22 protein-coding genes are annotated in these 24,678 nt (G+C 60.7%); 8 read left to right on the top strand and 14 right to left on the bottom strand.

Annotated features, from left to right (window positions below):
• Window positions 1–129: 129 nt before the first annotated feature.
• Window positions 130–327, top strand: a complete 198-nt coding sequence (locus tag AAFO90_RS04315; protein WP_347508616.1) for a hypothetical protein — start codon at window positions 130–132, stop codon at window positions 325–327.
• Between the two features lie 9 nt (window positions 328–336).
• Here the strand turns inward: AAFO90_RS04315 and AAFO90_RS04310 are convergent, their stop codons facing one another.
• Window positions 337–2,004, bottom strand: a complete 1,668-nt coding sequence (locus tag AAFO90_RS04310; protein ID WP_347508615.1) for an FAD-binding dehydrogenase — start codon at window positions 2,002–2,004, stop codon at window positions 337–339.
• A 281-nt stretch (window positions 2,005–2,285) separates the two neighbouring features.
• Between AAFO90_RS04310 and AAFO90_RS04305 the strand changes: the two genes are divergently transcribed.
• Window positions 2,286–2,723 carry a nuclear transport factor 2 family protein gene (locus tag AAFO90_RS04305; protein ID WP_065271232.1) on the top strand — a complete coding sequence of 146 codons (438 nt, stop codon included), beginning with the start codon at window positions 2,286–2,288 and terminating at the stop codon, window positions 2,721–2,723.
• A gap of 27 nt (window positions 2,724–2,750) precedes the next feature.
• On the opposite strand, the gene AAFO90_RS04300 is transcribed toward AAFO90_RS04305, so the two are convergent.
• The 4 genes from AAFO90_RS04300 to AAFO90_RS04285 form a co-directional block, all read right to left on the bottom strand.
• Window positions 2,751–5,186, bottom strand: a complete 2,436-nt coding sequence (locus AAFO90_RS04300; RefSeq protein ID WP_347508614.1) for an ATP-binding protein — start codon at window positions 5,184–5,186, stop codon at window positions 2,751–2,753.
• Between the two features lie 147 nt (window positions 5,187–5,333).
• Window positions 5,334–5,999, bottom strand: coding sequence for a phosphoribosyltransferase (locus tag AAFO90_RS04295; RefSeq protein WP_347508613.1), 666 nt, complete (start codon window positions 5,997–5,999; stop codon window positions 5,334–5,336).
• Between the two features lie 102 nt (window positions 6,000–6,101).
• Complete coding sequence (locus AAFO90_RS04290; RefSeq protein ID WP_347508612.1) at window positions 6,102–7,019, bottom strand: CobW family GTP-binding protein; 918 nt, start codon at window positions 7,017–7,019, stop codon at window positions 6,102–6,104.
• Window positions 7,020–7,025: 6 nt separating this feature from the next.
• On the bottom strand, window positions 7,026–8,654 hold the full coding sequence (locus tag AAFO90_RS04285; RefSeq protein WP_347508611.1) for an amidohydrolase: 1,629 nt from the start codon (window positions 8,652–8,654) through the stop codon (window positions 7,026–7,028).
• Between the two features lie 97 nt (window positions 8,655–8,751).
• On the opposite strand from AAFO90_RS04285, the gene AAFO90_RS04280 reads away from it, so the two are divergent.
• The 6 genes from AAFO90_RS04280 to AAFO90_RS04255 all read left to right on the top strand — a co-directional run bounded on the left by AAFO90_RS04280 (window position 8,752) and on the right by AAFO90_RS04255 (window position 15,265).
• Window positions 8,752–9,711: a LysR family transcriptional regulator gene (locus AAFO90_RS04280; RefSeq protein ID WP_065271236.1), complete on the top strand. Its 960-nt coding sequence runs from the start codon at window positions 8,752–8,754 to the stop codon at window positions 9,709–9,711.
• A 97-nt stretch (window positions 9,712–9,808) separates the two neighbouring features.
• Complete coding sequence (locus AAFO90_RS04275) at window positions 9,809–11,365, top strand: ABC transporter substrate-binding protein (protein ID WP_347508610.1); 1,557 nt, start codon at window positions 9,809–9,811, stop codon at window positions 11,363–11,365.
• A gap of 84 nt (window positions 11,366–11,449) precedes the next feature.
• Complete coding sequence (locus AAFO90_RS04270) at window positions 11,450–12,427, top strand: ABC transporter permease (RefSeq protein ID WP_347508609.1); 978 nt, start codon at window positions 11,450–11,452, stop codon at window positions 12,425–12,427.
• The gene (locus AAFO90_RS04265) at window positions 12,427–13,317 is read left to right on the top strand and encodes an ABC transporter permease (protein WP_274839882.1); all 891 of its coding nucleotides are present in this window, start codon (window positions 12,427–12,429) and stop codon (window positions 13,315–13,317) included. The genes AAFO90_RS04270 and AAFO90_RS04265 overlap by 1 nt, the downstream gene beginning before the upstream one ends.
• Window positions 13,314–14,294, top strand: coding sequence for an ABC transporter ATP-binding protein (locus tag AAFO90_RS04260; protein WP_274829687.1), 981 nt, complete (start codon window positions 13,314–13,316; stop codon window positions 14,292–14,294). Before AAFO90_RS04265 ends, AAFO90_RS04260 begins: the two co-directional genes overlap by 4 nt.
• Entirely contained in the window at window positions 14,291–15,265 is a 975-nt protein-coding gene (locus AAFO90_RS04255) for an oligopeptide/dipeptide ABC transporter ATP-binding protein (RefSeq protein WP_347508608.1), read from the top strand. Before AAFO90_RS04260 ends, AAFO90_RS04255 begins: the two co-directional genes overlap by 4 nt.
• 41 nt (window positions 15,266–15,306) lie before the next feature.
• Here the strand turns inward: AAFO90_RS04255 and AAFO90_RS04250 are convergent, their stop codons facing one another.
• The 9 genes from AAFO90_RS04250 to AAFO90_RS04210 all read right to left on the bottom strand — a co-directional run bounded on the left by AAFO90_RS04250 (window position 15,307) and on the right by AAFO90_RS04210 (window position 24,520).
• On the bottom strand, window positions 15,307–17,229 hold the full coding sequence (locus AAFO90_RS04250) for an FAD-binding monooxygenase (protein WP_347508607.1): 1,923 nt from the start codon (window positions 17,227–17,229) through the stop codon (window positions 15,307–15,309).
• A 192-nt stretch (window positions 17,230–17,421) separates the two neighbouring features.
• Window positions 17,422–17,868, bottom strand: coding sequence for a molybdenum cofactor biosynthesis protein MoaE (locus tag AAFO90_RS04245; RefSeq protein WP_065271243.1), 447 nt, complete (start codon window positions 17,866–17,868; stop codon window positions 17,422–17,424).
• Window positions 17,869–17,871: 3 nt separating this feature from the next.
• Complete coding sequence (gene moaD / locus AAFO90_RS04240) at window positions 17,872–18,117, bottom strand: molybdopterin converting factor subunit 1 (RefSeq protein WP_065271244.1); 246 nt, start codon at window positions 18,115–18,117, stop codon at window positions 17,872–17,874.
• The gene (pgsA, locus tag AAFO90_RS04235; RefSeq protein ID WP_065271245.1) at window positions 18,117–18,788 is read right to left on the bottom strand and encodes a CDP-diacylglycerol--glycerol-3-phosphate 3-phosphatidyltransferase; all 672 of its coding nucleotides are present in this window, start codon (window positions 18,786–18,788) and stop codon (window positions 18,117–18,119) included. The genes moaD and pgsA overlap by 1 nt, the downstream gene beginning before the upstream one ends.
• Before the next feature lie 127 nt (window positions 18,789–18,915).
• Window positions 18,916–19,527, bottom strand: a complete 612-nt coding sequence (locus AAFO90_RS04230; RefSeq protein ID WP_347508606.1) for a DUF922 domain-containing protein — start codon at window positions 19,525–19,527, stop codon at window positions 18,916–18,918.
• A gap of 69 nt (window positions 19,528–19,596) precedes the next feature.
• Window positions 19,597–21,477: an excinuclease ABC subunit UvrC gene (gene uvrC, locus AAFO90_RS04225; RefSeq protein WP_347508605.1), complete on the bottom strand. Its 1,881-nt coding sequence runs from the start codon at window positions 21,475–21,477 to the stop codon at window positions 19,597–19,599.
• 303 nt (window positions 21,478–21,780) lie between these two features.
• Window positions 21,781–22,620: an SDR family oxidoreductase gene (locus tag AAFO90_RS04220; RefSeq protein ID WP_347508604.1), complete on the bottom strand. Its 840-nt coding sequence runs from the start codon at window positions 22,618–22,620 to the stop codon at window positions 21,781–21,783.
• Entirely contained in the window at window positions 22,592–23,551 is a 960-nt protein-coding gene (locus AAFO90_RS04215; RefSeq protein WP_347508603.1) for a calcium/sodium antiporter, read from the bottom strand. The genes AAFO90_RS04220 and AAFO90_RS04215 overlap by 29 nt, the downstream gene beginning before the upstream one ends.
• 171 nt (window positions 23,552–23,722) lie before the next feature.
• Window positions 23,723–24,520: a S49 family peptidase gene (locus tag AAFO90_RS04210; RefSeq protein ID WP_065271249.1), complete on the bottom strand. Its 798-nt coding sequence runs from the start codon at window positions 24,518–24,520 to the stop codon at window positions 23,723–23,725.
• Window positions 24,521–24,678: the final 158 nt, after the last annotated feature.

Below are 24,678 nucleotides of genomic sequence, written 5' to 3'. Positions count from 1 at the left end.
CTGGAAGTATAGGTATTCTTGGTCATGGCGTGATCTCCCTGGCGGTTGCCGCCGCCGGTTGGGTGGGTGGATGTTCACCCGGAGATTACGCCGCCTTCAAATTTCCACCAACTCCGAGACACGACCCTAATGGAAATGCGCTGGAAACGCGGTCAGGACGGATTTCATGGGGGCGATCCAAAGGTGGTGGCCCAGACGGTACTGCAGATCGCGGTTGCCATGGAGGATATGATCGCGGCTCAGTCCAACCCAGAAAACGCTGATATCTACGCGCAGGAGTTTCTCACCCTGCTGGATTCCTATCTGGCGAATTACTTAGAGGACTAATCCCGGTCATCAGGCAATGCTGTCCGCCCGTCCCACTTGGCGGCCCGAAAAAATACAGCCGCCCAGAAACGTGCCCTCGAGCGCGTTATAGCCATGATAGCCACCGCCGCCGAACCCGGCGACCTCTCCCGCGGCGAAAAGGCCGGGAATGGTCTTGCCATTGGCATCGACCAGTTGCCCATTCAGATCGGTCTGAAGACCGCCCAGCGTCTTGCGAGTGATGATGCTGAGCCGGACCCCGATCAGCGGACCGTTGTCGGGATCCAGGATCCGGTGCGGCTTTGCCGTGCGCATCAGCCTGTCACCGCGATAATTGCGGGCCGCGTGGATCGCCATCATCTGGGCGTCTTTTGAGAACGGGTTGTCGATCTGCGCGTCCCGGGCAGTGATTTCGTCCCGTATTTTTCCGGCATCCAGCAGGCTGTTCCCTTGCAGTGCATTCATCCTGGCGATCAGATCCTCCAACCGGTCAGCAACGACAAAATCCTCGCCGTGCTCCTTGAAGGCTTCCACGTTGGGGGTCGCCTTCTTATTCAAAAGTCGCTGTTTTAGGACCTGTTTCCAGCTTTTGGAGGCAAGGTCCGGGTTCTGCTCTGATCCGGATAACGCAAATTCCTTCTTGATGATTTTCTGCGTGGTGATGAACCAGGAATAATCATAGCCCGTGGCCAGAATGGCCTTCAGCGTGCCAAGACTGTCGAAGCCCGGCATGGCAGGCGGCGCGAAACGGTTGCCGGTCGCATCGAACCACATTGAGGACGGTCCCGGCAGGATCCGGATGCCATGGTTCGGCCAGATCGGATCCCAGTTCTTCACGCCTTCGGTGTAATGCCACATGCGGTCGGCGTTGATCACATGGCCACCGGCCTGCTGGGTGATCGCGACCATACGGCCGTCCACATGGGCGGGAACGCCTGCGATCATGTGTTTTGGCGCGGCCCCCAGCCGGTCCGTCGGCCAGGCCTTGCGCACCAGTTCCAGGTTGCCACCGATCCCGCCCGAGGCCACCACCACGCTGGCTGCGCGCAATTCAAAATCGCCAATGACCTCGCGGTTGGTCTTCTGCCCGCGGGCGCTGGTGTCTTCGGCAAGAACCTCACCGCTGATGCCCGTGCAGGCGCCGTTCTGCATCAGCAGATGTGAACAGCGGTGGCGGAACTTCAGGTTGATGCGCCCCGCCTTTTCGTGCTCCCTGACGCGGCGCTCGAACGGCTCCTGCGTGCCGGGACCCACGCCCCAGGTCAGATGGAACCGTGGCACCGAATTGCCATGCCCCGAGGCGAAGGAACCGCCCCGTTCGGCCCAGCCGACGATGGTAAACCAGCGCATACCCATGTCATGCAACCACGACCGCATCTCACCGGCCGCAAAATCGATATAGCTTTCGGCCCATTTGCGCGGCCAGAGGTCTTCGTCACGGTCGAAACCAGCGCTGCCCATCCAGTCAGAATAGGCCAATTCACGGCTGTCACGGATCCCCATGCGGCGCTGTTCGGGGCTGTCGATCAACATCAGCCCGCCCAGCGACCAGAAAGCCTGCCCGCCAAGAAAACCCTCGGGTTCCTGATCGACGATCATGACCGTCTTGCCCCGGTCCGCCAGTTCGGCGGCGGCCACCAGTCCGGCCAGCCCCGCCCCGACGATAATGACATCTGCCTGTTGCTCAGCGTGTTTCATCGTTTCCCCTCCCGACGCGCGGCAGGCTGCGCAACTCCTCAATTGCACCCGGATTCCCCGATCCCTGCCCCGCTGTGCCCCGCATTTGCGATTGAACCCCGAGGCCTCAATCAGGCTAGCAGCTCAATCCGCGACTGCCCAGTATAACCACAGGGCAGCCAACCCGCCCGATTTTGGCCTTTTTGACACAGGTCGCGACCGACATATTCATGCTCTCGACGGCGGTCGTAAACACGGCATAAAATCCCGCCAAACGGGAACTCTAAACAGGTGAATAACTGGTGGGAAGCAAGGCAGAGTTGGTGCGGTTTTGGTTCGAGGAAATCTGGTACCGGAACAACGACCAAATACAGGACGAGATGTTTTCAACCGGTGCAAAGGCGAGTGGCCCGGTGTCCAATCTGGCAGACAAGGATTTCAGGTCCATCGATATCGTCTCGGCCCTGAAAGCGCGCCTTGAATGCACACCAGAGGTGTCCTTTTCTGTCTTCGAAGAGCTAGGCGACTGGGTGATTACCTGTTTCACGGTAGCTGTCACGAAACACCCCACACGCCCGCCTTTTGATTTTGACGGCCAGATGATGTTCCGGATTAAAGACGACAAGATCGCCGAAATTCACTCGAACCTCAATTATATCAAGATGTTCGAAGGCCTTGGCCAGATGCCGCAGGATACGTTGCTGATTTCTCTGACCGGGGCCGAAATGCAATGGAAATGACGCGTAGCGCGTCCTGACCTTCCGGGATCAGTCCTCTGGGTCCGGAGAGTTCGGCGCCTCGTATGATCCCCCCATGGCAGCGCGCGTCTGTGCGAAATCCAAAAGCTTGACCTCGATATTGGCATTGACCGACCCGTCTTCAAAGGCACCGTGCAGATCGCGCAGCCCGGCAGGCAAGCCGGTCAGCTGTTCGATGGCCTCATCCACATGCCTGACCGCATGGATCTGGAACTGCCCGGCGCGCACCGCCTCCACCACCTCGGGTTTCAGCATGAGGTTCTCCACATTGCTGCGCGGGATCAGAACCCCCTGACGGCCTGTCAGCCCCTCGGTACGGCAGACCTCGAAAAACCCTTCGATCTTCTCATTCACGCCGCCAATGGGTTGGACATCACCCATCTGGTTCACCGATCCGGTCACCGCAAAGGACTGTGAGATTGGCACCTCGGCAAGGGCCGACATCAGGGCGCAGAGTTCTGCCAACGACGCGCTGTCGCCTTCGACGCCGCCATAACTTTGCTCGAAAACGAGGCTGGCCCAAAGCGACAGGGGTGCGTCTGGCACATAGCGCGCCGCCAGATAGCCAGAAAGGATCAGCACCGCCTTGGAATGGATCGGACCGCCCAGCTTGGCCTCGCGCTCAATATCAACAACACGTCCGGACCCTACGCGAACGCGGGCGGTGATCCGCACCGGCGCGCCAAAGCTTTCTTCGCCCAGCGCCGAAACGGTCAGCCCGTTGATCTGACCGATCTCACTGCCCCGGGTGGAAATCAGGATCTGCTCCCGCGCGATCATCTCGCGCATCCGGTCGCGGATCAGACCACGGCGTTCTTCGGCGGCAGTTATGGCGCCATTTACATGTTTTGCCGAAATGGCCTCAGCGCCCTCCTGGCGGGCGTAGTGATTGCCCTCACGCAGTATATCCCACAAGGTCTCGATCCGAAGGCTCAGCTTTTCCTGATCCGCCGAGGCGCGCGAGGCGGCATCGATCAGCGCCGCCACACCATCAGCGGTCACCGGGCGCAGCGCCTCTTCGTTCACCAGCGCCGCAACCCGGCGGGCAAACAGCGCAACACTGTCCGCATCGCGCACCATGTCAGGCCCGAAATCAGCGGTGACGCGGAAAAACTTGTCAAAATCCGGATCGTATTCCGCCAGCAGCATGTGCAGCATACGATCCCCAACCAGCACAACCCGCACATCCAGCGGGATCGGTTCGGGTTTCATCGTGGTGGTCGAAATCAGCCCCAGCCGTTCACCCGGGGTGATCACATGGACCGCCTCTGTTTCCAAACAGCGTTTCAGCGCATCCCAGGCCAGGGGTTCCGCCAGCACCCGGCGGGCGTCCAGCACCAGAAAGCCCCCGTTTGCCCGATGCAATGCCCCCGGTTTGATCTGGGTAAAATCGGTGACCAGCACACCCTGCATCGCCATGTAGTCGATCTGCCCAGTCAGATTGGCCAGCGTCGGCAGGCTTTCCTCAACCACCGGCGCCCGGTCCGCATCTCCCTCATGGGTCACCACAACATTGACATGATAGCGGTGAAACTGCGGATCCTCGCGTAGGGCAGCCAGCCCGGCGGGAAACGGCGCCTTGGAGCGCCCCAGGTCCAGTGACAGGAACAGATCCGCATGGGCCACCAGATCATCCCGCAGGGCCGTGAAATACGGACCAAGCTCATCGATCTCGACAAAACCGCGACAGGCCCTGTCGACGGCGGCATCCACTGCGATCCGCGCCATTTCCGCATTGAGCCGGGTCAACGCATCGCGCTGTTCCCGCTCCAGCTCGGGCTGGTCCAGAAGGAAATCCTCCAGTTCGCTCTGAATTTCCGCAACCGCGTCGCGGATCTGTATCCGCTCTTCTTCGGGCAGCTTTTCGATCACCTCCGGTTTGACGATCTCATCGTCGCGTTTTGCGGCCAGGGAAAACCCCATCGGTGTACTCAAGATCGCGACATTCCTGGCTTCGGCCTTCTGACGCAGTGCATCAAAGGCCTCCTCGCGCCGCGCATTGTAATCCTGCTCCAGCGCCATGCGCTTGTTCTGGTAGTCTTCGGACACCAGCAGCGCCGGGATATGATTGGCCAACTCCTCAAGCAGCCGGGCCATCGCGTTGCGCAGCCGCACGCCCTGCCCGCGCGGCAGACAAATGGCGTTGGGCTGATCGGCGTCCTCAAAGTTCTGCACATAGACCCAGTCCTTTGGAATGGGGCGGCTGGCGGCCTCTTCCTCCAACACGCGCAGCACGGCGGATTTACGGCCACTGCCCCGTGGGCCTTGCACATAAAGATTGAACCGGCGGTGTTTCATCTGCGCCGACAGGCGGATCGCCTCCATTCCCCGGCCCTGCCCCAGCGGCCCTTCAAGCGGCTCAAGATCGGCGGTGGTTGCAAACTCGAACTCGCTCGGATCGCAGACCCGTCTCAGTTCATCGGGCGACAGTGCCGTATCAGACATGCAAGCTCCTGATTTGGTTCAGCATGGGTGTGGGAAAGGTGGCATACTTGCGATCACCCCGCCAGTGCCCAGACACAAGCCTTGGGTGAAAACGCGGGCAGACACGATCCTTGAAGGGACCACCGGACGCGTTGCCTTGGCCCTGTCTCAGGGCGTTTCTGCGGAGGCTGCCTTGGCCGCCGCATCCAGAAGGCGGACGACCTCTCCATCCGAGGTCTGCGAAAAATCGCTGTAGAAGCGCCCAATTGAACCGAAAGGAAAAGGCATTTTCAGACAGATCAGCTCATCTACTTCGTCGCGCAAACTCTCGGCGACATCGCGCGGCGCCACCGGCACCGCCAGCACCAGCCGCGCCGGTTTGCGCGCACGCACTGCCCGCAGCGAAGCCCGGACCGTGGCCCCGGTGGCGATGCCATCATCCACGACAATCGCCGTCCGCCCCCTAAGCGGCACCTGCTTGCGCCCTTTCAGATAGACGTCCCGGCGGCGCCTGATTTCCTCCAGCCGGGGCTGTGACATCCGTTTGATATCCGCCGCCGCAAGGCCAAAGGATCTGGCGATTTCCCGGTTTGTGACAATCTTTGGCTCCGAGCCGTTCACCACTGCCGCCACAGCGAGTTCGGGTTGCTCAGGAGCGCCGATCTTGCGGACCATGATCAGATCCATCGGGGCACTCAGCGCGCGCGCAACTTCGGCCGCAACCGGAACGCCGCCGCGCGGCAGCGCAAGGATCACCGGGTCTTGATACCCTTTGCCAGACAGTTCGGCCGCAAGGGCCTGCCCCGCATCTGTTCGATCTTTGAAAAGCGTCATTGCAGCCGCCTCCTGTCGCATGCCTGTATCCGCATTTGCTGGCTATGAACCGAATGTGGATACAGGAATACTAGGTGCGGGCTGCGCTGTCCTTGATCGACCTCAATCCGCCTTGGCAGGTGCCGCAGAGAGCTGTTCTGCCCCCCGCCACCATGCCTCACAGTCCTGCACCGTGACCTGAGCGGAGAGGCCGATCCCGACCAGATGCGTGTCACCGGGCACGTCAGCCGGGGTAATGCTAACGTCCTGCCCAACCACCTGAATAAGCCAGCCCCGCCCCGGCCTGCCACGCACGAACCCCTTGATCCGGAACAAGCCGGGTGGGCGGGTCTCAACGATCCGGGCGAGTTCCTCCCGGCTGAGAACGATATCCGCACTGTGATGCCAATGCATGTAATCCGGATGTGCCCTGCCCCCCCGCTGCGGCTTGCTGCCGGGGTCCGGCTGCAACAGCAGCAGTTCGGCCACATGGTCTGCATCGCTCAGCAGAACCGGGGCCGACCGGCTGTCGGCGGCCAGCCCAAGGGCCACAGCAGCCGGTATTTCTTCGGTCTTGCTGACCAGCACCAGATCAGCGCAAGCCACCTGATCGCGGATCTGCGGGCCGATCAACGTGTCGCTGGAAAGGCTCTGATAGCTGCCCGCATCGACCACGGTCACGATGCCGCCAAAACGCATCTCTGGCTCTGCCACGGCGGCATTGGCAATCTTTTGCGGATCAGCAATGCCGCTGGCCTCGATGATCAGGTGATCCGGGCGCGGAGTGCGGTCGAGAACATCAGCAATAGCCATGAAAAGATCCGCCCCCATGGTGCAGCAGACACAGCCATTGGTCAGGGTCAGCGTGTCCTCATCGGCGCTGTGCAGAAGTTCGGCATCGATATTGATGGCGCCGAAATCATTGACCAGAACCATCAGACGCTGGCCATGCGGCGCCGACAGAAGGTGGTTGATCAGCGTGGTCTTGCCCGCGCCGAGGTACCCCCCGATCACGGTCATTGGCAGGCGGCTGTCAATCATGGCGGATCACAGCAGATGCACCTGACCGCCCGACACTGTGCCCAGAACCGGCACGTCCTTCAGCGCCATCGGGTCCACCGCGGTCGGGTCCTCCCCCAGCACTGCGAAATCGGCTTTCTTACCTGTCTCGATACTACCGATCTCATCATCGAGCCGCAGCGTATAGGCCGCGCCAAGGGTGATCGCATGAAGCGCCTCTTCCACGGTGATCTGTTGCGCCGCGCCCAGGGTTCGGCCGCTCATGGTCTGGCGATTGACGGCACACCAGGCGGTAAACAACGGCGCCAGCGGCGTGACCGGCGCATCGGAATGGATCGTCATATGCACGCCTGCGTCCAGCGAGGCTCGGCAGGCATCCATCCGCGTGGCGCGATCCTCACCAATGGTTGCAGCCGCGTGCTGATCGCCGAAGTACCAGATATGATTGGCAAAGATATTGGTGCAGATCCCCAGCTCCGCGCAGCGTTCGAACTGATCACGTCCCATCATCTGGCAATGTTGCAGCACATGGCGATGCCCCTGCCCCGGCGCCCAGCGCAGAGCCGCCTCGATGGCGTCGATGGCGACCTGCGAAGCTTCGTCGCCGTTGACGTGGATATGCATCTGCACGCCTTCACGCTGCATCACTTCGCACAGGGCGTAGATCTGATCGGGTGCAGTGTTCCAGATGCCATTAGGCTGTCCGCCCACGTAGCCGGGCCATTTCACCCGCGCGGTCCAGCCCTGGATCGAGCCATCGGTCATCAGCTTGACCGCCCCAAGGCGCAGCTTGTCGGTGGAGCGAGCGCGCAGATCTTTGGCACGGGCGGCGATCTGTTCGGGCGTTGCCCCCATTGCCCCCTGCGCAGGCACGATGCGAACCGGGAAATCCGGCGCGCCGGTTACCTCAAGCATGACATCCAGATCGCTGTCTTCCATGGTAGAGAAGAGATCGGCGATGGTGGTGACGCCCGCGCGTTTGGCGACCTCACCATAGGTCTGGATCGATGGCGCCTGCTGGGCCAAGCTGCGGAAATCGATGCCAAGCCGACGCATTACTGGGAACATTGCTGCCATCTCCTGCAACTCGCCGGTCGGGCTGCCGTCGGGACCCTTTAGAACCCCCTCGGCATTGGTCTCCCGGCTGTATCCCGCCAGTTCCAGCGCCTTTGAGTTCACGCACATCAGGTGGAAATTGGAATAGATGATGGCAATCGGGCGGGTGGTGCTGATCTCATCCAGATGGTGCCGGTTCAGCCGCTCAGTGGGCAAGAAAATCGGATCAAATCCCCAGCCGATCAGTGGCACGTCCTCACCCAGAGATCCGGCGTACTCCGTGAGGCCGAAAATCACCTCGCCAATGTCCGTCATGCCCGACCACATACGCCCGTCGGGGTCGATCCGGTCGTGATATCCGGCATAGGCATAGTTCCACATCGCCCCCGCCATCATATGGGCATGACCTTCGACAAAACCGGGCATCAGGACCGCCCCGCTTAGGCTGTCATCACGTTCGACAGCGCCCCATTGCTGCGCGCAATCGGCATCGCCAACGGCCAGAATTTTGCCGTCCTGCACCGCGACATGGGTCGCTACCGGATTGTTCGGATCCTGAGTGATGATTTTTTTTGCTTTGAAAACAGTGATTTTTGACATGGAGCACCTTTGGGTTCCCCTTTGGGATATCCAAGCTTTGAACATTGGAAAAATGTAATTACTGTCGAGGTAACCCGCAAAAAATGCAGGAATTGATATGCGTTTCACGCTCAAACAACTTCGCTATTTCGATGCGGCGCTGCGGACCGGCTCCATCGCACGGGCCGCTGTCGAGATGAATATTTCGCAATCCTCGATCACCGCGGCCATCGACATGATCGAGCAAACGACGGGCACTGAACTCTTGCGGCGGCTGCCCGCGCGCGGGATCGTCCCAACCAGCAGCGGGCTGGCTGTAGGCGAGCGGGTTCAGGAGTTTCTTGAACAATCCAGGATTTTTGAATCGGATCTGATGTCCCTGACCGGTGATCTGGCAGGGACCCTGCGAATGGGTTGTTATGCCCCGACCGCACCCTATGTCCTGCCGCCGATCCTGAAGCGGATTTCCGAAGACTACCCGTCAATCAGCATCGAGCTGAAAGAGGGCGACATGCAGTCGATTGCCGATCTGCTGAGCTCCGGCGCCATTGATGTGGCGCTGACCTACCGGCGCACCACGCCAGAGGCGCAGCCTTTCATTCCGATGTTCCGGGCCACACCGATTGCCCTGATCCCCGACGAGTCACCCTTGGCCCAAAAGCCGGAGGTCGATCTTCAGGATCTGGCGGAATTGCCGATGATCCTTCTGGACCTACCGGGGACACGTGCCTATTTTTGCAGCCTTTTCGAAGCCCGGGGCTTGCGCCCGAATATTGCGCATACCACCAAAAGCTCGTCTGTCCTGCGGGGGCTTGTTGCAGCGAACTTTGGCTATGCGCTGATGAATATCTGCGGCCCTAACGACCGTGTCGGACAAAGCGGCTATGTCGCCCGCCCGATCAAGGGCGATCTGGAATCACCACAATATGGAGTGGCTTACACGCCTGCGTCACAAAAATCTGCCATCGTGAAATCGGTTCTGGCCTCCTGCCGCGAGGTGGCGGAGCGTGGGGATTTTGATGATTTACTGTTTTCCAACCCGCAGGAAACACCCTCCTCTGTTCACATCTTCCGCTAAAAAATGAGACTTTCACCCCTGCAAAAGACTGTTTTCTGAGACGAGTGAGCGAGACTAGCCTGATTGAAACAGCAAAAAAACGATCAGGGAGATCCAGATGAAACTCATGTCACGCCTCTTGGGCGCGGCCGCATTTGCCGCACTATCCTCTACCGCCCTGCCCGCATTTGGCGACGGTGGCACGCTGGTCATCGCCTCCAGTCAGGTGCCGCGACACCTGAACGGCGCGGTGCAATCGGGCATCGCAACCGCCGTGCCGTCGACGCAGATTTTTGCCTCGCCCATCCGTTATGACGAAAACTGGGAGCCGCAGCCCTATCTGGCGAAAAGTTGGGAAACCTCCGAGGACGGCCTGACCGTCACGCTGAACCTGGTCGACAATGCCACCTTTCACGACGGAGAGCCGATCACCTCGGAAGATGTGGCCTATTCCATCCTGACCACAAAGGAAAACCACCCTTTTAAATCCATGTTCGCACCGGTCGAAAGCATCGACACGCCAGATGCGCATACGGTTGTGATCAACCTCAGCAATCCGCACCCCGCGCTGCTGCTGGCGCTGTCGCCCGCGCTGGCTCCAGTCCTGCCCAAGCACGTGTTCGACGATGGGCAGGACATCAAATCCCACCCGATGAATTCCAAACCTGTCGGGTCCGGCCCCTTCATGCTGGAGGAATTCAAGGCAGGTGAGGCCATCGTTCTGAAGAAGAACCCGAATTTCTTCCTCGACGGGCGCCCCAAGCTAGATGAGATCATCGTCCGCATCATCAAGGATCCCTCAGCGCTGCTGATCGCGATGGAAAACGGCGAAGCGGATATGTACCCCTTCATGGCCGGCAGCCAGGAAATCCGCCGCCTTGAAAAAGCCGACCATCTGGGTGTCACCGCCGAAGGCTATGCTGCGGTTGGTCCGCTCAACTGGCTGGCCTTCAACACCGCCTCGCCCAAGCTGAGCGACGTGCGGGTGCGTCAGGCGATTGCCTATGCGGTGGATCGCGACTTCATCACCAAGGCGTTGCACAGAGGCGTTTCCACGCCGCAACGGGGACCGATCATCGAAAGCTCGCCCTTCTTTGACGAGAGCATCCCCGCCTATGATGCCGATCTGGACAAGGCAAAGGCCCTGATGGCCGAAGCCGGGTTTGCTGACGGGATGGAACTGACCATTGATTTCATCCCCGGCCCCAAAGAACAGCAGCAGTCGATTGCCGAATACATGAAATCGCAGCTGAAAAAGATCGGCATTGCCGTCACCGTGCGCGCCGCGCCAGATTTCCCGACCTGGGCCGGCCGGGTTGGCGGCCATGACTTTGAGCTGACGATGGATATCGTGTTCAACTGGGGCGACCCGGTGATCGGGGTGCACCGTACCTATCTCAGCGACAACATTCGCCAAGGCGTGATCTGGTCCAACACCCAGCAATACGCCAATGCAAAGGTCGATGAACTGCTGAACGCCGCCGCCATCGAAAGCGATCCGACCAAGCGTAAGGAGCTTTATGCCGAGTTCCAGCAGATCGTCGCAAAGGACCTGCCGGTCTACTGGATCAACGCGCTGCCCTATCACACGGCCTACGACAAGAAACTGATGAACGTTCCCACTGGCATTTGGGGCACCATGCACCCCATGGACATGGTCTCCTGGGGCGAATGAGCCCGGGCCTGATCGGCTGAACCGGCGGGCTCCGACAAACAGAATACTGGCGCCCGCCCTCTTTCTTTCTGCCGGGGACATGTAATGAATGCTTCGTTTTTGATACGCCGGATTGGCTATGGGCTGGTCCTGATGCTGGGTGTGGTGGTCCTGAACTTCCTGCTGATCCGCCTGGCGCCGGGTGATCCGGCAGTGGTGATTGCCGGGGAAATGGGCGGCGCCACCGAAGAGATGCTGGAAAGCATCCGCGAAGAATACGGGCTGAACAAGCCGCTGATCACGCAGCTGGGCATCTATGTCGGCAACGTGATGACAGGCGACCTTGGCGAAAGTTTCTTCTTCAATCAGCCTGTTGCCACCCTGATCGCCCAGCGCATCCTGCCGACCATCCTGTTGGTAGTCACGGCTCAGGTCCTGTCGATCATCATCGGGGTTTTCCTTGGGGTGATCGCAGCCCGCAAGCCCAATGGCGTGATGAGCGCCTTCGTCTCGGTCTTTGCCACCATCGGATATGCGGTGCCCGTATTCTGGACCGGGATCATGCTGATCATCCTCTTTGCCAGCGTTTTGCCGATCTTCCCTGTCGAAGGCATGCAATCGGTCAAGCTGCGCGATGCGGGGATCTTTGTGCAGGCGCTGGACGTGCTGCATCACCTCGCCCTTCCGGCCTTTACGCTCGCCATCATCTATCTGGCGCAATACGCCCGGCTGTCGCGTGCCTCGATGCTTGAGGTGCTGGGATCCGATTACATCCGCACCGCCAAGGCCAAGGGCGCCTCGCAGCGCTCGATCCTGTTCAAACATGCGCTGCGCAACGCGGCATTGCCGATCCTGACGGTGGCCGGCCTGCAATTCGGCAACCTGATCTCGGGCGCGCTGCTGGTCGAGACCGTGTTCAACTGGCCCGGCATGGGGCGGCTGGCCTTCGATTCCATCCTGCGCCGCGATTACCCCACCATCATGGGGGTCCTGTTCTTTGCCAGCGCCATGGTGGTGATCGCCAATATCCTGACGGACATGAGCTACCGGCTGGCCGATCCGCGACTGAGGGGGAAAAGCTGATGTCCGACAACACCGCAACCGACACGTCTGCGGCCGAGCATCAGGCCCAAAGCCCGGCGCTGGAAGCCTGGCGGATGTTCCGCCGCAACATTCCGGCATTGTTCGGGGTGGTGCTGCTGACCCTAATCATAGGCGCGACGCTATACGGCACCTTCTTTTATAGCGGCGATCCCTTCGACATCGTCTGGGCTCCGCATGAACCGCCCGGGGTGACGCCCGAGTTTCCCCTCGGCACGGACTATCTGGGCCGGGACATCATTGCGGGCATGCTGACCGGGGGCGGGCCGACCCTGGCGGTCGGGGCCGTTGCGGCTGCGATCACCATGGTGATCGGCATCGCGATGGGCGCCTTGGCCGGGTACTATGGCGGCTGGGTCGACAACCTCTTGATGCGCGTCACCGAGTTCTTTCAAGTGCTGCCTGCCCTTTTGTTTGCCATGGTGCTGGTGACGCTGCTGTCGCCCACCCTGTTCACCATCGCCTTTGCCATTGGAGTGGTTAGCTGGCCGCAGACCGCGCGCCTGACACGGGCCGAGTTCCTGAAGATCAAGAACCTTGAGTACGTCACCGCCGCCCGTGCGATTGGTGCCCGGGACAAACGCATCATCTGGACCGTGATCCTGCCCAATGCCCTGCCGCCGCTGATCGTCTCAGCCACGCTGACTGTGGGAGTCGCGATCCTGTTCGAAGCAGGGCTGAGCTTCCTTGGCCTTGGCGATCCAAATGTCATGAGCTGGGGCCTGATGATCGGCGCCAACCGCGAATACATTCTGGACGCCTGGTGGCCGGTCACTTTCCCGGGGCTTGCGATCTTCTTTACCGTCTTTGCCGTCAGCCTGATCGGAGACGGGCTCAACGATGCCTTCAATCCAAAGCTGAGGGAACGATGAACCACCTTCTCGAAATCGAAGACCTGCGCGTCACCTTCAACACCCGCTATGGCGAAGTCACCGCGCTGGACAGCATTTCGATGCATGTCAGCGCCGGTGAAACCCTGGGCGTGGTAGGCGAAAGCGGCTGCGGAAAATCCATCACCGCCCTGTCGGTCATGGGGCTGATCCCAACCCCGCCCGGCCGCATCGCCGGTGGCGCGATCCGCCTCAATGGTGAGGATCTGACCCGTGCCTCTGAATCCCGGATGCGTGCCCTGCGCGGCTCGGAAATGGCGATGATCTTTCAGGAACCGATGACCTCGCTCAACCCGGTGTTCACTGTCGGGGATCAGATTGCCGAGGCCATTATGCTGCACCAGAACGTCAGCCGCGATCAGGCCCTGCGGGATGCGGTGGCGTTGCTGGACCGGGTCGGTATCCCGTCGCCCGACGCACGGGCGCGGGATTATCCGCACCAGCTGTCTGGCGGCATGCGCCAGCGGGTGATGATCGCCATGGCCGTAAGCTGCCGCCCAAAGGTGCTGATTGCGGATGAGCCAACAACCGCGCTGGATGTGACGGTGCAGGCGCAGATCTTTGACCTGCTGAACGAAATCCAGCGCGATTTCGGCTCGGCCATCATCCTGATCACCCACGACATGGGCGCAATCAGTGAAATGGCGGACCGGGTGGCGGTCATGTACGCCGGGCGGGTCATCGAGGAAGCCAGCGCCGACGATGTGCTGGACTATCCGCAGCACCCCTATGCGCGCGGGCTGATCTCCTGCATCCCGGCCCTCGGCAAAGGCGATATGCCGGAGACCTTGGCGGAAATCCCCGGCGTGGTGCCGCCGCTGCATTTGCTGGGGGCGGGCTGCGCTTTTGCTGATCGCTGCGCCCATCGCACCGATCGCTGCACCCGTGAAAAGCCGCTTCTGGCCACCCATGGCCACCATCCCGCGGCCTGCCACGCGGTCGAGGAGAACCGGATATGACAACGCTTCTGGATGTACGGGATCTGAAGGTCCGCTTTGCCCTGCCGAAACCTTCGCTTTTTGCACCGCAACCCTTTCTGGAGGCGGTGCGGGGCGTGTCCTTCACGCTGGAGCGGGGCCGCGCTCTTGGCATTGTCGGTGAAAGCGGCTCGGGCAAGACCACGGCGGCCATGTCGACGATCCGGCTGGTGCCTGCGGCTGGGGGCGAGATCCTGTTCGACGGTGAAGACCTGCTGCAACTGGATGACGAGGCGATGCGCGCCCGAAGGCGTGATATTCAGCTGATATTTCAGGATCCCTATTCCTCGCTCAACCCGCGGGCACGGGTGGTAGATATCGTGCGTGAGCCAATGGACTTGATGAATATCGGCGATGCCGACAGCCGTCTGGTCCGGGTCAAGGAGCTGTTCGAACTGGTCGGCCTGCGCCCTGATCAGCTGAACCTCTTCCCGCACCAGTTCTCGGGCGGGCAGCGGCAGCGGATTTCCATCGCGCGCGCGCTCACCACCAATCCCCGGCTGCTGGTCTGTGACGAACCTGTCAGCGCCCTCGACGTGGCCATTCAAGCGCAAATCCTGAACCTGCTGGCGCGGCTGAAACGGGAACTTGGTCTGTCCTACCTGTTCATCAGCCACGATCTGGGCGTGGTCCGGCACCTCTGCGATGATGTGGCGGTGATGTATCTGGGCCAGATCGTCGAACAGGCCAGCCGGGAGGAGCTCTTCGACAGTCCGAAACATCCCTACACGCAGGCTCTGCTGGCAGCGGCGCCCTCTCTGGCGCGGCGCAAGTCCAAAGGCTATGTGCGACCGCTGAAACTCTCCGGCGATCCGCCCAGCCCGATCAATCCGCCAAAAGGCTGCGCCTTTGTGGACCGCTGCCCGCTGGCGCAGGACCTGTGCCGTCAGGAGCAACCTGTACTGAAACCCAATGGGGCGAGTCAGGTCGCATGCCATTTCGAATCCGCATAAGGCCCGCAGCCCCGTTACGGGGCTGCAGAGCTCCGTCTCTCTTATCCCGCTGCCGGGATCATGAAGCCGTCAAAGAACTGGCTGAGCGCCTCATGGGCATCCAGCGGCAGAACCTGGGCCACGTGCTGATCCGGACGCACCAGCACCATGCAGCCCCGACTCCGATCAATGCCTCGCATGTCAAAGACATCCTGCCCCGATTTCAGATCCGGGCAGAAGACCTTCTCGTAATCGCGCAGCCCGTAGCGTCCCTTCAAAGGCCGCAGGAGTGAGGGCATGTCCCCCGGCGTCAGGCTGCGGTGCTCCTGCTGCAGCACCGCACGCACATCCAGAACGGAATCGATATCTGCCCCCTCTGCCGTGTAGCGTCGTAAGGGTGAGGCAGCGTCGCTTTCCAAATACTGACATAGCGCATCCAAAGCGCCGCCTTCCTGTCCCCGGTCATCGGCCGCGGCAAAGGCGAAGAGACGCCAGCGCCCATCGGCCCGCACCACATGGCCCAGCTGCAGGGGACGCGCATCCGCCAGCCGGATCACCGGCGCCGAATGGAACCGCATGCCCAGAGGAAAACCGCTGGCCAGTGCCTGATGGGTGTCCGCTCCGGTCAGAACCGAGGGCGCGTATTGGATGGCCGTGCCGGCAGTGAACCGCCCATGCTGCACGAAATATTTCTGGAACTCCTCGGGATCGACGTCGCCCTCAGCATCGCCGGTCTTGGGCTTGGCGCTGAACATGCGGGCGAATTCACGGTCGAAATCGATCAGCATCTTTGCTACCCCCTGCCGTTCGGCAGAGTAGCTGTGCAGGATTTCGGGCACCGCCTGCTTGCGCAGGACAGCGGCCAGCTTCCAACCCAGGTTGAACCCGTCGCGCATAGAGACGTTCATGCCCTGCCCCGCCTTGGGACTATGCGTGTGGCAGGCATCCCCGGCGATGAAGGCGCGCGGCAGCTGACTGTCGATGTTTTCCGCCGGAACGTCGTCGAACTTGTCGCACAGCCGCTGACCGATCTCATAGACCGACCACCAGGCGGTTTCCTTCACCTCTAGCGTATAGGGATGCAGGATCCGCTGCGCCGCCGCGACCAGCTTGTCCAGAGTGATATTGCGGCTGGCGACCCGCTCATCCTCTTTCAGCTTGTCCAGTTCGATATAGAGGCGAACCATGTAGCCGCCTTCGCGCGGGATCACCAGAAGGTTGCCCTCTTCCGCCGAATGCACGGTGGCCTTCATGCGGATGTCAGGAAAGTCGGTAACGGCCAGAACATCCATCACACCCCAGGCCTGATTGGCAGAATCGCCCGTCAGCTTGCGCCCAATCGCCTCGCGCACGCGGCTGCGGGCGCCATCGCAGCCCACCACGTATTTTGCACGCAGCTCATGGGTTTCGCCCTCATGGCCGGGCGCGGTGCTTTCCAATGTCACTGTCACCGGGTACTCCGCGTCCCCGGTCACCGTCAGATCCTTGATGCGCTGGTTGTACCAGGGCGCCATCGCCGTGGGCGCATTGGCCATAGTCTCCAGAAAGAAATCATGCACCCGCGCCTGATTGAGGATCACATGGGGGAATTCCGACAAGCCATCCTCGGTGTCCTGAATGCGGCCACTGCGGGTGATCGTGCCAGGATTTTCCGCATCCGGGCGCCAGAACGAGGTTTCATTGACCCAGTAGGATTCCTTCAGAACCTTCTCGCTGAAGCCAAACGCCTCGAACATCTCCATCGAGCGGCAGGCAATCCCATCCGCCTGCCCCACCTGGATGGGGCCGGCGCGTTGTTCGACGATCCCGGTGCGGATGTCCGAAAACGCAGCCAGCTGGCTGGCAAGCACCAGCCCCGTGGGGCCGGTACCGACAATCAAAACGTCCAGCGTGTCAGGCAGTGGCGCCGTATCCCCCCCGTTTTGGGTAAGGTCCGTGTGCACCGCGGGATCGCCCGGGCGAAATCCGTTCAGGTGATATTGCATGCGCTTTCCTCCACGATCTCGGCACTTGATAAGTCCACTTACATTTTAGAGATGCCGTGTGTCAATTATTATATGTATACTTACTTTAATTCGTGAAACCTGTCGAAATCCCAAGTGTACACAGCAGAAAGCGCCCCGCCGGGGTCCCCCAGCAGGCCGAATGCAGGCTTTCAATGTCCTTGAAGTGGTGGGTTACCAGCGCTTCAGCGCGTCTTCATCGGCGTCCTTGGCAGCGACCCATTCGGCCTCGCCATCCCGCAGGACCTCTTTCTTCCAAAACGGAGCCCGGGACTTCAGGTAATCCATCAGGAACTCGGCCGCCTCAAAGGCGTCCTTGCGGTGGCGAGCGGCGGTTGCGACCATCATGATACGCTCTCCGGGTTCCAGCCGCCCGTAGCGGTGGATCACCAACGCATCCGCTAGATCCCAGCGCGTCATCGCCTCGGAGGCGATTTTTTCCAGCGCCTTCTGCGTCATGCCGGGATAATGCTCAATCTCCATCGCGGCCATGTCGCCGGTGTCTGCATCGCGCACGACGCCAGTGAATGTCACCACAGCCCCGGCCCCGGCCACTGCATCAGCAAAAGCTTCGGTGACCGACCCAAGATCAAAAGACGCTTCCTGCACCAGAACGCGCATCGCTTAGCCCCCCGTCATCGGCGGGAAAAAGGCTACTTCCCGAACACCCTCAAGCGGGGCATCAAAATCGGAAAGCTCCTGATCCAGCGCCACCCGCAGGGCCGAGATATCGGCAAAGGCCGCCGCATAGCGCGGCTCCCGTGCGCGCAATTCCTCGACCAGATCCGACACGGTTGCCGCCGTGGTTTCAACGCGCTCGCGCGGCAGGCCGATCCGTTCGCGCACCCAGGCAAAATACAAGACATCCATCAGCGCGTCTCCTTCAGAAATGGCAGGGCCTTTTTCAGATAGTCGGCCCCGGTGATCAGGGTCAGCGCCGCTGCAATCCACAGCAGCCACAGCCCGATGCGGCCGGTCCAGACCATGCCTTCGAATTTCCATCTGAGGCCGGTTACATCTTCGACCTCCCCTGCAAGGATCTGCCCCAGCAGTTCATCGTCCATCCCGAAGGAGGACATCACCAGATAGTGCTCGAACACCCCTTGGCAAAACAGGGTGGCGATGGCCGTCATCTGGGCCGTCGTCTTCCATTTGGCCAGTTTGGTGACCTTGAGCGTGCCAGCCGTATCCCCCAAGTATTCCCGCAGGCCAGAGACGAAAACCTCCCGAAACAGGATGACCGTCGCGGGCAGCACCAGCCAGGGAGCCCAATGCTCGGCTGCATAGCCAACAAGGATCATCAGCGCGATCACCACCATCGCCTTGTCCGCAATCGGATCCAGCATCGCGCCGATCTTGGTCTCCTGCTTCCAGGCACGAGCCAGATAGCCGTCGAACCAATCGGTCACCGCTGCGCCGACAAACAGCAACAGCGCAAACCAATCCGCCAGCGGACGGCTGAAGTAGAGAAACATGATGGCAAGACCGGGTGCAGCCAGCAGCCGCACGATGGTCAGGATATTGGGCAAGGTCCACGTCATGGACGCACATTATCCGGCTGTTTCACAAGTGGAAAGCAGGCTTAATCAAATTTTGACGTGGTCCGGCAAAGACCGGCCGCGACCAATTGTGTCGCTGCAGATCCGCTGCGCCGGGAATGTGGTCCGATCACCCAACCGAGGTATCCAAAAGTGCGCCCTTCTTTTCACCGTGGTGACTAGAATGATCGAACTTCCGGTGCACCTCGTTCAGGCGATTTCGGTCGTCAAAGATGTGGATATTGATGACCCGCATCAGGTCTTCCTGAGCAAGCTTGAGGGCTTCCGCCTCGGTTTCGGCCAGCCCGGTGCCTTTGAGCTTGTCCAACTCCTTGGCGATTTTCTCGCATTCCTTCTTGGCCTTGATCAGATGTTCCCCCTCATGCGCGAGGCAACAGGCATAAAAACGGTACCATTCGATCAGTGCCCGCGGTGACAGGCCGCTGACCGAGCGTTTCGGACATCGCACCGTGGTGTGCAGGATCAGCTTCAGCGTAGAAACCTTGGTCGCGACCTCGAACCAGCCGGTCTTCTTGTCGATCTTTGCCTTGCCATCCGCCACGTATTTGCCCTTGGCGGTCAGGCACTCCAGCTCCGTGGTGGTCAGAAAGGTAACCTTCTTGTTGTCGTTCGGGTCCTTGGGCCCCTTGCTCTTGATGCTTTTAGCAATGTCCGGCAGCGTCTTTCCGGACACAGAATAAGTGTCGTAGGCGACGGGCTTTACGGTCAGGGAAACAGCCATGGCTCCTCCGGGTGGCTAGGGACGCGCGCCCAGAATAGCATGTTTCCCCCCTACCCCAAAATCAGACGCCTAGCCTTGCGCGTGGAAGTGGTCGTAGATCCGTTCTGCCAACGCCTCGGAAATGCCGTCCACCGCCTTGAGGTCAGCGAGATTGGCGCGGCTCACCGCCTTGGCGCTGCCGAAATGAGCCAGCAGCGCACGTTTCCGGCTGGCGCCGACACCAGCCACTTCATCCAGCGGTGTCGCCCCCATCGCCTTGGCCCGTTTGGCCCGATGGGTGCCGATGGCAAATCTGTGCGCCTCGTCCCGTAGACGCTGGATGAAATAAAGCACCGGGTCGTTGCGTTGCAGGGCAAAGGCATTCTCACCCAGCCGGTGGAACTCTTCCTTGCCGTGGTCGCGGTCAACGCCCTTGGCGACGCCGACCATGGGAATATCCTGCACGCCGTGTTCTTCCATGATCTCGGCCACCGCCGACACCTGCCCGGCGCCGCCATCGATCAGCAGAAGATCCGGCCACAGCCCCTTTTCCCGGTCGGGATCCTCTTTCAGCAAGCGGGAGAACCGGCGGTTCAGCACCTCTTTCATCATGCCGAAGTCATCGCCAGGTGTCAGGTCGTCGCCCTTGATGTTGAACTTGCGGTAGGCATTCTTCATCAGCCCCTCGGGGCCCGCGACGATCATGCCACCGACCGCATGGGTGCCTTGGATATGCGAGTTGTCGTAGACCTCTATCCGATTTGGCGGACCGTCTAGGCCAAAGGCCTCCGCCAGCCCCTTCAGCAGTTTGGCCTGCGTCGCGCTTTCAGCCATGCGGCGGGCCAGGCTTTCGCGGGCATTGCGCACGGCACCAGCGACCAGTTCAGTCTTTTCACCGCGTTGCGGGACCATCACCTCGACCCGGCGCCCAGCCTTCTCGCTCAGCGCCTGCTCCATCAGATCGCCATTCTCGATATCATCAGACAGGATCAACTGCCGCGGCGGCTCCTTGTTGCTGTAGAACTGGCCAAGGAAGGCCTCCATCACCTCGGCGGGGCTGTTGTCGGCATCGACGCGGGGATAGAAATCCTGATTGCCCCAGTTCTGGTTCGCCCGGATGAAGAAGACCTGAACGCAGGCCTGCCCCCCCTCCATGTGCAGACCGATGACATCCGCCTCGGCGACACCGCGCGGATTGATGCCTTGCGCCGTTTGCACCTGTGTCAGCGCCTTGATCCGGTCGCGCAGGGCGGCCGCGCGCTCGAACTCCATCGCTTCGGAGGCCGCCATCATCTGTTCCGCCAGTTCCTCCTGGATCTTGGTGGAGCGCCCGGACAGGAACCGCTCGGCATCACGGACGCTGGCGGCGTACTCTTCGGCGCTGATTTCCCCGGTACAGGGGGCCGAGCAGCGCTTGATCTGATATTGCAGACAGGGGCGCGTGCGGCTCTCGAACATTGCGTCCGAGCAGTTGCGCAGCAGGAACGCCTTTTGCAACTGGTTCAGCGTTCGGTTCACCGCGCCGGCGCTGGCAAAGGGTCCGAAATAGCTCCCCTTTTCCTTACGGGCGCCCCGATGCTTCTTGATCTGCGGATAGGCGTGATCCTTGGACACCAGGATATTGGGAAAGCTTTTGTCATCGCGCAGCAGCACGTTGTACTTCGGCTTCAGCTGCTTGATCAGATTCTGCTCCAGCAACAGCGCCTCAGTTTCCGTCCGCGTGGTCAGGAACATCATCGAGGTGGTCAGTGCGATCATCCGCTCGATCCGCGGACTATTGCCCGGCCGGGTGTAATTCGACACCCGCGCCTTCAGATTGCGCGCCTTGCCCACATAAAGAACCCGGCTGTCGGCATCGAGCATGCGATAAACGCCGGGCGAGGAATCCAGCGTTTTCACATAGTCCTGAATGACGGCATAACCGCTGCGCGGCGGTTCCGCGGGCGATGCATCTGATGTCTGATCAATCATGTCCTGACACATATGATTCTACGCATGTCGCTGCAATGTTTCCCAGCCTGTTTCAAGAGCGGACAAATCCACCACTCCTGTGGATAAGTGTGAAGATATCTTCGGGCTATCCAGCGATTTCCCTTGTTTTCGACCGGTTTTGGATAAATGCCTAAAATTTAGGCGGATATATAAGATATTGATTTTGTTTTCAAAATTTTCCGACGCCTGACAAGGTTTTGAAAACAAAGACACTTTTGTAACGGGTTTGTGATCATCGCGCTGGTGGTGCAAAACTTTTCGCAAAGACCGGTCCGGCAGGGGCTATTCAAGCCCGACAACGTCCGGCGTTTCCCAGGCCAGATGCTGCCCGCCATCGACACAGATCAGCTGTCCGGTAACCGCTGGCGCCTCCAGAAGATAGCCTAGTGCGGCCGTGATATCGCCCAGATTGGCGCCCCGCTGCAGCACGGTTCTGGCCCGCTGATCGTTGAACTGCTGCGGGCTCTGGCGCGGCCCCTGCAGGGTTGGCCCCGGCCCGATGGCGTTGACCCGGATCCGGGGTGCCAGCCCCTGTGCCGCCGTCTGTGTCAGCGTCCAGAGGGCGGATTTTGCCAGCGTGTAGCTGCTGAACTCAGGCGTCAGCCGCCGTACCCGCTGATCGATCATGTTGACCACCAGCCCCCAGGCCTGCGGCTCATTGTTCTCATCAAACGGCTGCTCGACCTCTTGTGCGGCCATCGCTTGCATCAGCACGAAGGGAGCACGCAGGTTGCTGCCGAAATGCCGGTCCCAGCTTTCCCGCGTCGCTGTTTCAAAACTGTCATGCTCGAAGATAGAGGCGTTGTTAACAAGGCAGGTGATCGGACCGCCCAATGCCTTGGCAGCCGCAGGCAGTAGTTCTACGGCTTCAGCCTCACACAGAAGATCAGCCTGCACCAGTTCAGCGCGCCGCCCCAAGCCCCGTATCGCATCGGCAGTGGCTTTCGCCTCAGCCTCAGAGGTCGCGTAATGGACGGCAACGTCGAACCCCTGCCGGGCCAGTTTCAGGGCCATCGCCTGCCCCAGACGTTTGCTCGCTCCTGTCACCAAAGCCCGCATGGATGCCTCCCTGATTTCCTGCCTGCTTCTGTGGTCAGAGCAGGACCCACAGATAGAGCACATAAAGCCCGGTCAAGAGACCACCCCACCGGCGCGTGATGTCCATTTTGAAAAAGACAAAAGGAAAGATCAGCAGTGAAGCCGCCAGCATCACCCACAAGTCGAAGCGCAGGAATTCTGGATCGACCGAGATCGGCCCGACAAAGGTTGCAACACCGATGATGGCTAGCAGGTTGAACATGTTGGAGCCGATGACATTGCCCAGCGCGACATCCGCCTGCCGCCGCAACGCCGCCATGACCGTGGTGGCCAGTTCCGGCAGGGAGGTTCCGATCGCCACCAACGTCAGACCAATAACGGTTTCGCTGATGCCATACATTCGCGCAATGATCGTGGCATTGTCGACCAGCAGATCCGCGCCCAGCGGCAGGCCGACCAACCCCAGAACGAGATAGACACCGATGCGCCAGAACGGCATGTCGGGGTCGGCCTCCTCGATCTCTTCCAGATCATCCGTCGCGTCCGCGTTCCCATTCCGGTTACGCCGGTGCGCCCGCGCTTCGCGGAATGCGCCGCCCAGAACAATCGCCAGCGCCGCCAGCAGGATCAGCCCCGACCACAGGGTGAACACCCCGACAAAAGCCAGCGCGATGAACAGCACCGAAGCGATCAGCATGTAAACATAGTTCTTCTGCGTCGCGCATTTGCTGGTATCCAGCCGCATCAGGATCGCAGGCACGCCCAGAACCAGAAGGATATTGGCTGTATTGGATCCTACGACGTTGCCCATCGCAATGCCGTCGGCACCTTCCATAACCGCGCTGATGGCAATCAGAAGTTCCGGCGCCGAGGTACCAAAGGCCACGATGGTTAGACTGACGATTAGGGCCGGAACGCCAAGGCGCAGCGACAGGTTCACCGCCCCGCGCACCAATGCGTCCCCGGCCAGCAGCAGGATCACCAGGCCCAGTCCACAATACAACCAAGGCATCATCGCCGTGGTCCTCCTTTTCCGCAGGCGCAGGGCCCTTTGCCAATCCTAAAGCGTCCGCAGGACGGGCAACGCGCAGATTTCAGCTGCTTGTGCCCGGGCAGCCGGAGCTTTCCGAACATGGCCATAACCGCCATAACAACCAGGAAAATGGAAACGATTTTGAGCAGCACGTCAGAGGCCAAACCGCGCGAATTCCGCGCGTTCCTCAAGGCCACCCAGGGCATCCTGTGCCATCTGCATGCCGAACCGGCTCAGGAACGGGCGCTTCATGCCATAACGGCGGATCCGCACCTTGTCGCCGTAGCGCTGCTTCAGTTTCGGCAGCAGATGCGCGATCCCGTCAATCAGGCCCAGTTCGGTTGCCCGCCGGGCCAGCCAGACCTCGCCAGTAAACAGCGGTTCATCCTTGCTCAGCGCATCGCCGCGACGGCTGGTCACGTGATGGATGAAATTGGTGTGAATATCGTTCAGAAGTCTTTTCAGGCGCGCCACGTCTTCGGGGTTTTCAGGACGGAACGGATCCAGCATCGATTTGCTTTCGCCTGCCGTGTAAACCCGGCGCTCCACCCCCTGACGGGCCAGCAGCACATGGGCGCCAAAGCCCGCGGAAATCACGCCGATCGAGCCAACAACAGAGCTGTCATCTGCCCAGATTTCATCCGCCGCGGCCGCCAGCCAATAACCGCCAGAGGCCGCCACATCCTCGACGAAGGCGATCACGGGGATCTCTTTTTCCTCGGCCAGACGCCGGATGCGCGCGCCGATCAGCGAACTTTGCACCGGTGAGCCGCCCGGAGAATTGATCTCCAGCGCCACGGCGGCGGGCTTGCCCTTGCTAAAGGCGCGCTCCAGCACAGGGGCCAACGCCGCATCGCTCAGACTGCCGCGTCCCGGCATTCCGATCGCGCCGGACAGGCGGACCACAGAGACAAGAGGCGGCTTTTTGACAAAGGGTATGCGCAGGATCATGGCGCCGATGTAGAATGCCCCCCGCCCCGAAACAAGGTCCCCGGGGCAGGGAAACGACCGCAAAGGGAAAAAGCACCTGCGCGCAGGCAATTTTGCAACGCACCACCCCGGGCAAACGTCCGAATGTTGCGTCCCGCCTGCCTGCGCTGTATCGCCCA

It is taken from the genome of Phaeobacter sp. CAU 1743 (assembly GCF_039839315.1).
Classification (GTDB): Bacteria; Pseudomonadota; Alphaproteobacteria; order Rhodobacterales; family Rhodobacteraceae; genus Phycobacter; species Phycobacter gallaeciensis_A.
The sequence above is the reverse complement of the archived record's forward strand: the minus strand, read 5'-3'. Positions and strand labels throughout refer to the sequence as shown.